The following is a 13,591-nucleotide window of genomic DNA, read 5'->3' on the forward strand; positions in this document are numbered from 1 at the left end:
AACAGACCGCCCTCCCCTTCGGGTGCGCGAAGAGGAGGGCGGGGCGGCCTGGCCCGGCGTCCTAGAAGCTGGCGGTGGCGGTGGTGCTGCCGCCGGCGGCCGGGGTGGTGAGGGTGTTGTTGCCACCGCCCTGCCAGACGACGTTGCCGCTGCCGTCGCGCTTGAGGCACTTCCACTGCACGGCGGTGTTCGCGGGCAGCGCGTAGATGCCGCGCCAGGTGGGGTACGCGGTGGGGCTGAGGAGCTTGCTGGTGGTGGGGCTCCAGGAGTCCAGCTCCGCGATGCTGCCGGTGACGTAGACGTTCTGGCCCATCACGGTCGTGCCGTTGTTGCACACGAACTCCACGTTGGCGGTGGTGCCGGTGGGGGGCGGTGTGCTGGTGGTCCACACGGTGTAGTCCGTGCCGGAGGCGGCCTGCGTCCAGCCGGTGCCGGGGCTCCAGGAGCCGCTGCCCAGCTTCACCGCCACCTTGCCGCCGATGATGGCCGCGTACAGGCCGCTCTCCGCGCGCTGGATGCTGACGGTGGACTCGGAGGTGAGGCCCGCGCTCTTGCGGATGTCCATCAGCGCCTGGATGGAGCTGCCCAGGCCCCAGTTGAAGTAGTGCGCCCAGTAGACGGTGGGGATGCCCGGGTGGGTGAGGACGTAGGCGTAGCCCTGCATCACCTTGGCGCAGGGCACCGGCCAGTGGTTCTGCCCGTTGCCGCACGCCTCGCTGGGGCCGGTGTCGTGGTTGTCCACGAAGGTGACGTGGCGGCTGGGCCACCAGCCGATGCCGCCCGCGGGCTTGCCGTCGGACGCCTTCAGGCGCGTGTAGTTGTTGTTGGTGAGCGCATCGTTGAGCAGGCCCTTGGTGGCGAAGTCGAAGGCGGCGCAGGTGCCCGTGGTCGCGTCCACCCAGTTGACGATCTGCTGCTTCCAGTCGTTGGGGTTGTTCACGTCGAAGTAGTTCGTCGGCCAGAACTCGCCGACGCAGAACCACGGGTCCGTGGCGGTGACGTACTCCTTCACGTAGCTGCCCGCGAAGCCCTTCACGAAGTCGAACCGCCAGCCCGCGAAGCCCACGCCCTTCAGGCGGCTGTTCATCCACGTCTTCAGGTCCGCGCGCACGTTCGCCTGCGAGTGGTCCAGGTCGCGCGCCGCGGCGTAGCCCTCGCCGCTGTCGGCGTTGCCGCAGGCGCTCGTCCACTCGTCGCCCGCGACCACCGCGCTGCAGCCGGGCCAGGTGGGGTTGGTGAAGTCCGCCCAGTTGGTGGTGCCCACGCGGTGGTTCACCACGAGGTCCGCGATGGGCTTGATGCCCTGCGCGTTGAGCGCGGCCAGCGCCTGGGTGAGCTCCGCCTCCGTGCCGTAGCTGGAGTCGAGCACGTTGAGCTGCCGGGGCAGGTAGCCCTGCGTGGACGCCGCGTCGGAGGGCGGCGGCAGCCAGATCATCGTGAAGCCCGCGTCCTTCAGCGCGGCGGCGCTGTTCTTCACCGTCGTCCACCACCCGCCCGCGCTGGCGGAGTTCCAGTGGAAGCCCTGGATCATCACGTCGGTGCTCGCGCCATCGAGCGGCCTGGCCACGGCGGGCGCGGCGGCGAACAGGCCGGCCGTGGAGACGACCAGCAGTCGGGTCTTCAGCGTCATCAGGGGACCTCGGGGTTGTGGGGGAAGGCGCGGGCAAGCTAGTCCTGCCATCCCCCACGGACCAGGACTCCCCGTCGAAGGGGCCCCTCCCACCCCGTGCTTCCGAGGAGACGGCGCGGTGCGTTGCGCTGTGCAGGAGGCCGGAGGTGTCTAGAATCCCACCCTCCCCTGTCCCCACCTGTAGGTGTCGCCCTTGATTGAACAAGAGACCGCGCTTCCGGCCACCGCCACCGCCGAGGAGCCGCGCTGGGCCTGGCCCCCGCTGTTCGGCCTGTTGGAGGTGCAGTTCGGCGCCGCCGTGGGCTACCTCCAGACGGCGGTGCCGTACTGGCTGGCGAAGGACGGGATGCCGCTGGCGGAGATTGGCGTGCTGTCCGGCACGGCCTTCTCGCCGCACGCGTGGAAGCTGCTGTGGGTGCCGCTCATCGACCTGGGGCCGTGGCGCCGCGTCTGGTACGGCGTGAGCACGCTGCTCACCGCGCTGCTCATCCTGGCGTGCGCGATGTTCCCGGAGCCCGCGCAGCACCTGGGGCTCTTCACGCTGCTGCTCACCGCCTTGCAGGCGGCGGCGACGACGGCGCACGCGGCGCTCAACGGGCTGATGGCCACGACGTCCAAGCCGTCCGACAAGGGGCGCACGGGCGGCTGGCAGATGGCGGGCAACGTGGGCTCCACCGCGCTGATGGGCGCGCTGGCCATCTTCCTGGCCACCCAGTTCTCCCGGCAGGTGGCGGGCATCGTGCTGGCCACGCTGGTGCTGGCGAGCGGCGCGGGCATCTTCTGGATCACCGAGCGGCATGACCCCACCACCGCGGCGACCGGGCCGCTGTTCAAGGCGGCGGTGGACCGGGTGAGGAGCATCGTGCTGGATCTGGTGAAGACGGCGTTCAGCCGCGACGGGCTCATCATGCTGGTGCTCTGCCTGGCGCCGGTGAGCTGCGGCGCGCTCACCAACCTCTTCAGCGCGATGGCGGGCGCGTACCAGGCGCCGGAGCACACGGTGGAGATGGTGAACGGCCCGGGCATGGCCGTCACCGGCGCGGTGGGCTCGCTGCTGGGCGGCTGGCTGTCGGACCGGGTGAACCGCAAGCTCGCGTACGCGCTGATGGGCGGGGCCACCGCGCTGTGCGCGTTCGCCATGGCGGCCGGGCCCATGACCACGAACACGTACATCTGGGGTTCGCTCGCGTACAGCCTGGCCAACGGCGCGGGCTTCGCGGCCTTCGCCGGCATGGTGCTGGAGATGGTGAGCGACGGCGCGGCGGTGACGACGAAGTACTCGCTCTTCGTCGCGGCCTCGAACTTCGCCATCAGCTACACGACGGCGCTGGACGGGCACGCGTCGGAGTTCCGGGGCATCGGCACGCGCGCCACCATCGCGGCGGACGGGCTCATCACCCTGGTGGGCATCAGCATCGTGGCGCTCATCTTCGTGCTCTTCCTGCGCAAGAAGCCCGCCGCGGCGGCCGCCACCGCGTGAGCGCCATGGCCCCTGCCTCCGTCGAGGTCGTCCCCTATCGGCCGGACCTGCGCGAGCACTTCGAGCGGCTCAACCGGCAGTGGATCGAGAAGGACTTCCGCGTCGAGGGCTCGGACGAGGCCTCGTTCGCGGATCCGCACGGGATGTTCGTGGCGGCGGGGGGCGAGGTGTTCTTCGCGCTCGTGGACGGGCAGGTGCTGGGCACCTGCGCGCTCAGGCGCGAGGACGCGGACACGTTCGAGTTGTGCAAGATGGCGGTGGCCCCGGAGGCGAGGGGCCGCGACCTGGGCGACGCGCTGATGAGGGCCGCGCTGGCCACGGCCCGTGAGCGCGGCGCGAAGCGGATGTACCTCGTCACCAACAGCGCGCTGGGGCCCGCGCTGGGCCTGTACCGCAAGCACGGCTTCGTCACCACGCGCACCGGCCCGGAGGTATCGCGAGAGACGGGCTACTCGCGCGCGGACGTGGAGATGGTGGCCACGCTCTGACGGCGGCCCCCCGTCCCTCGCACGGGCGATTGCCGCCCCCGCGAGGCGTGGGAGCGCGGGCGCGCAGCCCTCCCGGCACGAAGCAGCGCCGCGTCCCTTTCGGGCCGCGGCGCTGGGGGTGTGGGGCTCCGGCGGGGGCCTACTTCGTGTGCACCGTCACGTCCGCGGAGAGGCCGGCGCGCAGGGCCAGGCCCTCCGGCGGGTGCACCCAGCTGATGCGCACGGGCACGCGCTGCACCACCTTCACGAAGTTGCCGGAAGCGTTGTCGGGCGGGAGCAGGGAGAAGCGCGAGCCCGTTCCACCGGAGAGGCTCTCCACCCGGCCCTCCAGCTTCTCACCGGAGAAGGCGTCCAGCTCCACCTCCACGCGCTGCCCGGGCTTCATGTGGCCCACCTGCGTCTCCTTGAAGTTGGCCACCACGTAGGTCGTCGTGGGCACCAGCTCCGCCACGGACTGGCCGGGGGTGAGCAGCTGGCCCGCGTGCACGGACAGCTTGGACACCTGGCCGTCCGCCGGGGCGACGATGCGCGTGTCCTCCAGTTGGAGCTTCGCCTGATCGAGCGCGGCCTCCGCGCCCTTCACCCGGGCGTGCGCCAGCGCCGCGTTGGCCTGGGCGGCGGCGATCTTCTCGTCGATGGGCGCGCTCACGTCGAGCTGGCCCTTCGCCTCCGCCACCTTGCTCTCCGCGGAGCGCCGGCCCTCCTCGGCCATCGCGAGCTGCGCGCGGGCGCCCTCGAGCGCGGCCTGCGCCGTGTCGTAGCCCGTCTGCGCGTCATCCAGCGCGCTCTGCGCCACCACGTTCTGCTGGCGCAGGCTCCGCGCCCGCTCCAGGTCCAGCGTGGCCTTGCGGGCCTGGGCCTCCGCGCGCGTCAGGGCCGCGCGGGCCGCCGCCACCTGCGCCTCGGCGCTGCTCACCGCGGACGTGCTCGTGGACACGAGCGCCTTCGCGCTGGACAGGCCGCCCTTCGCGCCGGCCGCCGCCACCGTGGCCTGGGCGTCCGCCGCGGCCGCCTGGGCGCGCGCGGACTCCAGCTCGGCCTCCGCCTGCTTCACGCGCGCTTCATAGGGGCGCGGGTCGATCTGGAGCAGCACGTCGCCCGCGTGCACGGTGGCGTTGTCCACCACCGCCACCTTCACCACGGGGCCGGACACGCGCGCGGCCAGGGGCACCACGTCCGCCTCCACCTGCGCGTCGTCGGTGGACTCCTGCCCGGCCGTGAGGACCTTGAAGCCGCCGATGCCCAGCACGAGGGCGGCCACGACACCCCCGAGGATGAGGAAGCCCCGCTTGCCGCGCTTCGCCTGTGCCGCGGCGGCGGGCGCGGGCGCCGCTTCGGGGACCAGTTGGGGAGCCGTCGTTGTCGTTGCCATGTCTTAAATCTCCACGTCGATGTGCGGTTTCTCGTGGGAGCCCCCGACGCTCGTGGGGTCCTTGAGGAAGTAGATGAGCGGCAGCACCACCACGAACATCAGCGCCGCCAATACGAAGAGCTTGTCGAACGCGAGCACCATGGCCTGCCGCGACACGTTGCCCACCATCATCTGGAGGCTGGCCATGCTGGCGCTCGCGGCGTCCAGGCCGTGCTGCATGAGCCCCTTCTGGGTGGCGGCCATGCGGCTGGCCACCTCCCACCGCTCCGGGTTCAGGTGCGCCGCGATGGAGGCCTTGGACAGCACGGTGTAGCGCGACAGGAGCGTGGTGAAGATGGCCAGGCCCACGGACCCGCCAATCTGACGCAGCAGGGAGTTGAGGCCCGTCGCGTCCGCCATGCGCTCGCGCGGGATGCTGCCGAGCGCCGTGGCGCTGAGGGGCACGAACATCAGGCTGAAGCCCACGCCCTGCAGCGCGATGGCCGCGATGATGTTGTTGGAGCCCGTCGCGAGCGAGAAGTGGCTCATCTCATACGCGCCGAAGCCCGCGAACACGATGCCCGCCCCCACCAGGACGCGCGCCGGCACCTTGCCGTACAGCCGCCCCACGATGGGCATCATCAACATCATCACCAGCGTGCGCGGCATCAGCGAGAAGCCGGACTGCGTCGCGGTGAAGCCCAGCAGCTCCTGCATGAACACCGGCAGCAGGAACATGCTGGCCATGAGCACCGCGAACACCAGCGCGCCCAGCAGCGTGCCGGACGCGAACACCGGGTCCTTGAACAGCCGCAGGTTCACCGCGGGCGCCTCCGCGGTCAGCTCGCGGATGATGAAGGCGATGAGGCACGTGGCGGAGATGAGCGCGCAGATGACGATGACGGGGGACTCGAACCAGTCATCCGCCTGTCCCTCCTCCAGGAAGTACTGGAGCGTGGCCAGGCCCATGCAGAGCAGCGTGATGCCGGCCCAGTCCATGTGCTTGCGCTGCTTCTCGGCCTCCTGGCGCGCGGTGGCGCGCAGCTGCTCGTCCTCCTGGACGAAGCGGGCCACCATGAAGAAGCCCAGGATGCCCACCGGCACGTTGATGAAGAAGATCCAGGACCAGTGCCAGTTGTCCACGATGTAGCCGCCCAGCGTGGGGCCAATGGCCGGGCCCACCATCACGGCCATGCCGAAGATGGCCATCGCGGTGCCCTGCTCCTTCGGGGGGAACGTCTGGCGGAGGATGGCCTGCTCGGTGGGTTGGAGCGCGCCGGCGCCCAGGCCCTGGAGGAAGCGGAAGAGCACCAGCGTGGGCAGGTTCCACGCGAGCCCGCACAGGAACGAGCCCGCGACGAAGAGCACCAGGCACGCCAGGTACACGCGCTTCTGACCGAACATGCGGCCCAGGAAGCCCGTGAGCGGCATCACCATCACCGTGGCGATGACGAAGCCGGTGGTGGCCCAGGTGATCTCCTGCACCGTGGCGCCGACCGCGCCGCGGATCTGCGGCAGCGCCACGTTCACGATGGACGAGTCGATGGCGCCCATCAGCGTGCCGAACGTCACGGAGAGCGTGACGAGCCATTTGTTGACGGGGGCCCTGGGCGCCGCTGGCGCCAGGACCTCCGGTGTTGCGACCGCTGTCGCCATGTCAGTGGACCTCGATGCCCTTCAAGAAGACGCGGAGGATCTCCTCCGCCCAGGCGGTCGCCGGAGGGTTCGCGGCGGCGTCCTCGCGCAGGCGGTCCAGCGCGCCGCGCACCATTCCCATCAGGAGGGTCGGATAGAGCGCGCGCCCCTCCGCGCGGAGCTCCCCGGCCTGGATGCCCCGGTCGACGATGACCGTCACGCGCCGGCCCAGCTCCGCCAGGATGCGGCTCTTGCGCGCGGGATCCTCCGGCAGCTGCACCAGCACGCGCACGAACGCGTCGCGCTCGGCGATATGGGCGAACAGCGCCGTCACGAAGGCGCGGAGCTGCTCACGCGCGGGCCGCTCCGCGACGGGGGCGAGGGCCGCGTCCAGCCGGTCCAGCATCACCTGCCGGCGCTTCGCGCGCAGCGCGTCCAGCAGGGCCGCGCGGTCGGTGAAGTGGTTGTAGAGCGTCCCCACCGACACGCCTGCCTGCTCGGCGATGGACTCCATCTTCGCCGCGTGCAGGCCGTCGCGGGCGAACACCTCCGCGGCCGCCGACAGGATGGCGTCAGCGGTGGCTTCCTTCAGGCGCGAGCGCAGCCGTTTGACGGGCGCCTCAGATTTTGAATCCCGATTCATTTCCTGAAGGGAGATTTCACCATCTCCCCACAGGAGTCAAATGGACCGGGGTCTGAAGCGGGAGAGCGGGCGAACGAAGGGCAGTAAGGCTGGTCTCCACACGGGGGGCCCACGGGCGCCCTCCCGGCGGACGTCCAGAAGCATGCAATGCCTTGCAGGGCAGGACGGCCTGCGAAGGCAAGGCCTCTAGGATTGCGTCCCGTCAATTCCTCTCAGGAGTGCCCATGCCCCGAGGCGTTTCCAGCCGGCCCAACGCAGGCGGCGGTCCCATCCGGACGCCGTCCACCACCTCCACTCAGCGCCACAACCCTCTCGAAGGGCAGCGCACGCGGTCCTCCAGACAGACAGCCCTCGCGGAGCCACCTCCCCCGGGCTTCAAGCGCACGGAGAGCGGCAAGTACCAGCTCAGCGATGGCGCCCCCATGAAGGTCCTCGTCCGCGAGGCGAAGGGGACGGAGCGGGCCTCGACGCCGCCGCCCGCGGCCTTCGCGGAGAGGACGGGCAAGCGCTACCAGGACGGCGGCGACACCTTCGAGGAGTACCGGGCGAAGCCCGGGAGCACCACGCGGGACTGCCTGAACACCGCCGAGGAGGTCATGCACCAGAAGCAGCTCAAGCCCTTCGAGGAGGACTACAGCCGGGAGAAGGTCACGGGGGATGCCTTTGGAGGCTCGGCTCGGGACAACATCGCCGCCGTGAAGAAGGCCCGCGGGCAGGCAGCGGGGGCCGTCGATGACAACGCCGCGCCGGGCAAGGGCGAGGCCTTCGTCATCGTGCGGGAGAAGGAGGTGGACAGCGGGGCCCGCCACCACGCGGAGGGGGTCTGGGGCTCGGACGGCAATGACCGCCTCACCATGCACGTGTGGTCCGACGGCAGCGCCAAGGCGGAGAAGCGGCAGCACACGCCTGACTTCAAGAAGTACAGCACCAACCCCGCCGCCGACGACACCTTCCACAAGTCGTGGAAGGACGCGTTCGGCGGGGACCCGGTCACCACCACGGTCCTGGAGAAGAAGGACTAGGAGCGCTGGCGGCTCCCCGCGCGTGGGAGCCGCCCCGCCCCCGCCCGTCAGGGAGTGGCCATGCCCAGCTTGGGGGCGGGCAGGTCCACGGACAGCTCCTGGGTGAGGTGCTCGGTGGCGTGGAAGCCCTTGGCGCTCACCTCGCCGGCGCGGAACAGGGCCCAGCTCTGGAGGCCGCGCTGGAACGAGCGCGTCATGTGCCACAGCTCCAGGCCGCTGTTGGCGACGAAGAGGTACAGCGTCCGCTTCGGGTTCCAGGGGTTGGGCAGCGCCAGCGCCAGGCCGTCATCCGAGCGGCCATACGTCCTGCCCTGCCAGCGGAAGAAGCGCCGGCCCAGCTCCACCGGCAGCTTCTTCTCCGCCTGGAGGCGCGCCAGCAGCCCGTTGTCCTCCAGGCCGCCGAAGACGACCAGGTCGCGGTCCGCCAGCTCGGCGTCCGTCACCTCCGCGTCCGGCTTGAGCGGGGCCAGCCGCTCCGGGGACGCGTCCGCCAGCTGCTCGCGGTAGTTCGTCGCCAGCGTGCGCATGGACTCCACCTGGCGCGCGGAGCCGTACACGAAGAGCAGCTTGTCCCAGTCATCCAGCGTGTTGGCCAGGGTCTGGTAGCGCTCGCGGGCCACGGGGATGTCGTTGCCCACGTTGAACACCACGCGCACCGGCCGGTCCGCGACCTTCACGGTGAAGGTGTCGCTCCCGCCCTTCACCTCCACGCGCTCCAGCACGGCGCCCTTCTCCGTCTGCACCTCCACCAGCGTGGCGAAGCGCCAGGGCGCGCCGGACTGGTCCACCTTGAGCGTCACCTCGTAGCCCTCCCTGGCCTTCTGGGCGCGCGAGGTGAGGCGCGGCGCGGGCAGCCCCCCGCGCTCCACCCACTGCTTCACCAGCGGCCCCACGTCCTGGCCCGAGGCCTCCGACGCGGCGCGGATGAAGTCCTGGGTGGTCAGCTTCTTGTTCGCGAACTTCGTGTGCACCGCGTCCATCACCTTGGCGAACCTCGCGTTGCCCAGGATGAGCCGCAGCTGGTGCAGCAGGTACGTGCCCTTGATGCGAGGCACCGCGTACGTGCCGTAGCGGCCGTAGTCCGTGCGCGCGGCGGTGGGCACCACGTCGCCCTCGCGGGCCGTGACGTACAGGTAGCGGGCGTTGAGCTCCGCGAGCGCGTCGCGCTGGGCGTCGAAGGCCTTGGAGAGGTCCTCCCCTTCCGGCAGCTCCTTGAGCTGGCGCCAGTACGCGGCCGACCCGCTGCCGAACCAGTTGTCCCCGTCCGTCGCGGGGAACACCGTGTTGGACCAGAGCCTCTTCTCGTCGAAGGTGAGCGCGTCCTTTACCCGGGCGAAGTCGCGCTTCGGCGTGTCCACCTTGGGCTCCGGCTTCTGCTTCGCCTTCGCGGCCTTCAGTTGTTCGGCCACGTAGATGGGGCTGAAGGCCGTATAGCCCAGGGACAGGTGCGGCGTGGCGCCGGGCAGGTCGGGAATCCAGCGGCCGCCCACCATCTTCTCGCGCAGCGTCGTCTTGCCGTAGTGGGCCAGGAACATCAGCTTCTCGGTCATCTCCGAGGTGGTGATCTTCCCGTCGCACGCGTGGGGGCGGTTGATGGGGCTGGAGGCCATCATCCGCGTGGCGCTGTCCACGTCGAAGCCGCCCTTGCCGTACCTGGCGTAGGCCTCCTGGAAGGCGATGTCGCGGTTCCAGGTGCTGAAGGCCAGGTCCACGGGGGCGTTGCTCGCGTTGGGCACGGACTCCTTGCGGACCTCCGGGTCGCGGTTGTTGTTGTTGGCCCAGATGAAGTCCTTGAGGTTTCCGGGCGTGTCCGCGGCCTTGCCCTTGCTGCCGGTGCGCCACAGGCGCGTCTTCGCGGTGCCCAGCAGCAGGCACGCGCCCTCATCCGTCTTGGTGTCCGCGAGCGTCCAGTCGTTGGTGTAGAGGCCGTTGTTGCGGTCCTTGAGGATGCGCTCCACGTCGTCGATGGAGCTCGCGTACTGCACGGCCTTGCGGATGCGGTTGCTCTGCGGGGTGCCGTCGATGTTGAAGGGCGTCTGGCCCACCGTCGTCTCGCCGATGACGATGCCCGCGTCGTTGAGCATCCAGTCGGAGCCGCTGTGGATGCCGCCGGGGAAGGTCTGCATCACGAAGCGGTGGCCCCTGGTGGGCTGCACGTCCAGCACCACGTCCCAGTGGACGCCGGTGTAGCCGTTCCACATGAAGATCTGCCCCATGACGACGCGGCCGTCCCGGGTCGCGGACTTCGTGGCCACGAAGGACGAGCAGTGGTCACCCTCCCCCGCCCTGCCGTTCTCGTCCTCCCCCTTGAGGAAGGTGCGGCCGGTGAGCGGGGACGCGGTGACGCGGTTGGCCTCGTCCAACTGGCCCAGGTCCACGGCGGAGTTGATGGCGACGACGTCCAGCACGTCCAGGTCGCGCGCCTTGCCGTCCGGGCCCTTGAGCTTCGCGCCGCCCGCGTTGGCGCCGTCGGCGATGCCCTTCATCTCCTCCAGGTACTCGGGGTCGAAGCGGCGCAGGAACAGCGAGTCCGCGAGCAGGCGCACCTGCGCCCAGCCCTTCGCCGTGTCCGCCTTGTCCTTCTGGATGCCGAGCTTCTCGATGTAGCGGACGATCTCCTGCGACACGAGCTCGCCGTACTGGCGGCCGCGCTCGTAGGGCTCGCCCTCGATGTGCACGTACACCCAGCCGCCGTCGTCGTAACGGAAGCCCTTGCCGGCCCAGCGCACGCTCTCCATGGGGATGTACGCGGTGATGTCGTCCACCTCCTCCAGCTTGACGTCGTCGAACCACGCGGTGCCGGTGGCCTTGCCGTTGTGGCCCAGGTGCGCGCGCACGCGGTCATGGGACTGGGTGGCGAAGAACAGCACCTGCACGCGGCCGCTCTGGTCCGCGCCCTGCGGCGGCGAGCAGTTGGTGAAGGGGAAGCTCTGCATGGACAGACACGCGCCCAGCGCCGTGGGGTAGCGGGCCTGCGCGTCCGCCTGCACGCCCTGGGTGCGCACCCAGGCGGAGAGCCGGTAGAGGCGGCCCACCTGGAGCTTCACGGGCTCGGACACGACGGTGGTCTCCGCGCCGCCCTGGGGGCTCTCGATGACGAGGCTGCGGCTGCCCTCGGCCTTCGCGTCGGTGCGGGCGGACACCTTGCCCTGCCCGGAGGCCGTCCACCCCTGGGGCAGGCCGTCGGGCGCGGCGGACTCGAAGCCGGCGTTGGGGACGGCGATGCGCGCGGGGGCCGCCCATGCGGAGGCCGAGGCACACGCGACCAGCGTGGGCCAGAGCAGACGGGAGCGCTTCCACATCAGACGCAGGTGGGGCATGGCTTGCTCAGGGAGAGGAGAAAGGGTGCGGCATCCTGTCACGTCGTGCGCGGGCGTGCCGCCATGCATTGCGCGCACACGGCGAGCGGTTCACTCCTGGCGAGAGGTGAGCGCTTCACGCCATGACGCCCTGCTCCATGGCCCATGCGAATTCGACCGCAAGGCGCGGAGTGCTGGCCTGAAAATCGGAGGTTAGGTTTTCGCTCGTGGTCATGGGGACCGCACTCGAAGGGAGGCAGGGCATGACGACGAAGACGGAGGCCCTCGCGGCGGCGACCGTGGGCGACCCGCGCTGGGCGGCGGTCGTCGCTCGGGATGCGGCGGCGGATGGGCGCTTCTTCTACTCCGTGCGGACGACGGGCGTTTACTGCCGTCCGACGTGCGGTGCCCGGACGCCGCGCCCGGAGAACGTGGGGTTCCACGCGACGGTGGAGGCGGCGGAGCAGGCGGGCTTCCGCGCGTGCAGGCGCTGCAAGCCGGGAGAGCCCTCGCTCGCCGTGAAGCACGCGGACCGGGTGGCCGAGCTGTGCCGCTTCATCCAGGCCTCCGAGGAGCCGCCGAGCCTGGAGGAGCTGGCGGAGCGCGCGGGGCTGTCGCCCTACCATCTGCACCGCGTGTTCAAGGCCGTCACGGGGCTGACGCCGAAGGGCTACGCGGCGGCGCAGCGGGCGGAGCGGATCCGCGCGGGGCTGGCGAAGCGCCGCTCCGTCACCGAGGCCATCTACGACGCCGGGTTCAACTCCAGCGGTCGCTTCTACGAAACCTCCCGCCAGGTCCTGGGCATGACACCGACGAGCTTCCGCGCCGGGGGCGCGAACACGGAGATCCGCTTCGCGGTCGCGGAGTGCTCGCTGGGGCCCCTCCTGGTGGCCGCGAGCGACCGCGGCGTGTGCGCCATCCTGATGGGGGATGATCCGGACGCGCTGGCCAGGGACCTCCAGGACCGCTTCCCGCGGGCGACGCTGGTGGGCGGGGACGCGACGTTCGAGCAGCTGGTGGCGAAGGTCGTGGGCTTCGTGGAGGCGCCGCGCGTGGGGCTGGACCTGCCCCTGGACGTGCGAGGCACGGCGTTCCAGCAGCGCGTGTGGCAGGCGCTGCGGGAGATCCCGGCTGGGGAGACGGCGAGCTACACGGACATCGCGGAGCGGATTGGTTCACCGAAGTCGGTGCGGGCCGTGGCGCAGGCGTGCGGCGCGAACGCGCTGGCGGTGGCGATTCCGTGCCACCGGGTGGTGCGGAATGACGGCGCGCTGTCTGGCTACCGGTGGGGCGTGGAGCGCAAGCGCGCGCTGCTCGAGCGGGAGGCGCAGCAGTGAGGAGACGGGGTCGCGCGGTGGACTGGGAGCGCGTGGGTCGGGCGCTGGATGCCCGTGGGTGCGCGGTGCTGGAGCAACTGCTCACTCCCGACGAGTGCGAGGCATTGGCGCTGCTCTACGACGTGGAGGATGCCTTTCGCAGCCGGGTGGTGATGGCGCGGCACGGGTTCGGCCGGGGTGAATACAAATACTTCGACCACCCGCTGCCGGAGATCGTGACGGAGCTGCGCGGGGCGCTGTACCCGTGCCTGGCCCCCATCGCGAACCGCTGGAACACGGCGATGGGAATCGACGTGCGGTATCCGGACGCGCACGCGGACTTCCTGACGCGCTGCCATGAAGCCGGGCAGGTTCGGCCCACGCCGCTGCTCTTGCGCTACGGCGTGGACGACTACAACTGCTTGCACCAGGACCTGTATGGCGAGCAGGTCTTCCCGCTCCAGGTGGCCATCCTCCTCTCCGAGCCCGGACAAGACTTCACGGGCGGCGAGTTCCTCATGACCGAGCAGCGTCCCCGGATGCAGTCGCGAGCGGAGGTCGTCCCCCTGCGCAAGGGAGACGCGGTCGTCTTCGCGGTGCATCACCGCCCCGTCCAGGGCACGCGGGGCACGTACCGCGTCAACCTCCGGCACGGCGTCAGCCGCGTGCGCGCCGGCATGCGCCACGCAGTGGGCATCATCTTCCACGATGCGGCGTAGCCCCGGCC

At 70.7% G+C, this 13,591-nt stretch carries 10 protein-coding genes; 5 read left to right on the plus strand and 5 right to left on the minus strand.

All coding sequences use genetic code 11. The annotated features are described in order from the left end of the window. Positions 1–61: 61 nt before the first annotated feature. Positions 62–1,630: a glucan 1,4-alpha-maltotetraohydrolase domain-containing protein gene (locus tag U8525_RS25695; RefSeq protein ID WP_374268998.1), complete on the minus strand. Its 1,569-nt coding sequence runs from the start codon at positions 1,628–1,630 to the stop codon at positions 62–64. A 184-nt stretch (positions 1,631–1,814) separates the two neighbouring features. Between U8525_RS25695 and U8525_RS25700 the strand changes: the two genes are divergently transcribed. After that, positions 1,815–3,110: an MFS transporter gene (locus tag U8525_RS25700; RefSeq protein WP_374269000.1), complete on the plus strand. Its 1,296-nt coding sequence runs from the start codon at positions 1,815–1,817 to the stop codon at positions 3,108–3,110. 5 nt (positions 3,111–3,115) lie between these two features. Further along, entirely contained in the window at positions 3,116–3,598 is a 483-nt protein-coding gene (locus U8525_RS25705; protein ID WP_374269002.1) for a GNAT family N-acetyltransferase, read from the plus strand. Positions 3,599–3,737: 139 nt separating this feature from the next. Here U8525_RS25705 and U8525_RS25710 read toward each other — a convergent pair whose 3' ends face one another. From U8525_RS25710 to U8525_RS25720, 3 genes are read right to left on the minus strand one after another with little or no spacing between them, the layout of a single operon-like run. Further along, a complete protein-coding gene (locus U8525_RS25710) occupies positions 3,738–4,970 on the minus strand; it encodes an HlyD family secretion protein (protein ID WP_374269004.1) in 1,233 nt (410 codons plus the stop codon). Between the two features lie 3 nt (positions 4,971–4,973). Continuing rightward, a complete protein-coding gene (locus U8525_RS25715; RefSeq protein WP_374269006.1) occupies positions 4,974–6,605 on the minus strand; it encodes a DHA2 family efflux MFS transporter permease subunit in 1,632 nt (543 codons plus the stop codon). 1 nt (position 6,606) lies between these two features. Next, positions 6,607–7,227, minus strand: coding sequence for a TetR/AcrR family transcriptional regulator (locus U8525_RS25720; protein ID WP_374269008.1), 621 nt, complete (start codon positions 7,225–7,227; stop codon positions 6,607–6,609). Positions 7,228–7,451: 224 nt separating this feature from the next. Between U8525_RS25720 and U8525_RS25725 the strand changes: the two genes are divergently transcribed. Beyond that, positions 7,452–8,249, plus strand: a complete 798-nt coding sequence (locus U8525_RS25725; RefSeq protein ID WP_374269009.1) for a hypothetical protein — start codon at positions 7,452–7,454, stop codon at positions 8,247–8,249. Positions 8,250–8,296: 47 nt separating this feature from the next. Here U8525_RS25725 and U8525_RS25730 read toward each other — a convergent pair whose 3' ends face one another. Next, positions 8,297–11,569 carry a C45 family autoproteolytic acyltransferase/hydolase gene (locus tag U8525_RS25730; protein ID WP_374269011.1) on the minus strand — a complete coding sequence of 1,091 codons (3,273 nt, stop codon included), beginning with the start codon at positions 11,567–11,569 and terminating at the stop codon, positions 8,297–8,299. Positions 11,570–11,811: 242 nt separating this feature from the next. On the opposite strand from U8525_RS25730, the gene ada reads away from it, so the two are divergent. Further along, positions 11,812–12,885, plus strand: coding sequence for a bifunctional DNA-binding transcriptional regulator/O6-methylguanine-DNA methyltransferase Ada (gene ada, locus U8525_RS25735; RefSeq protein ID WP_374269013.1), 1,074 nt, complete (start codon positions 11,812–11,814; stop codon positions 12,883–12,885). After that, entirely contained in the window at positions 12,882–13,583 is a 702-nt protein-coding gene (locus tag U8525_RS25740; RefSeq protein ID WP_374269015.1) for a 2OG-Fe(II) oxygenase, read from the plus strand. The genes ada and U8525_RS25740 overlap by 4 nt, the downstream gene beginning before the upstream one ends. Positions 13,584–13,591: the final 8 nt, after the last annotated feature.

Source organism: Corallococcus sp. RDP092CA, assembly GCF_041903675.1.
In the GTDB taxonomy this organism is placed as follows: Bacteria; Myxococcota; Myxococcia; order Myxococcales; family Myxococcaceae; genus Corallococcus.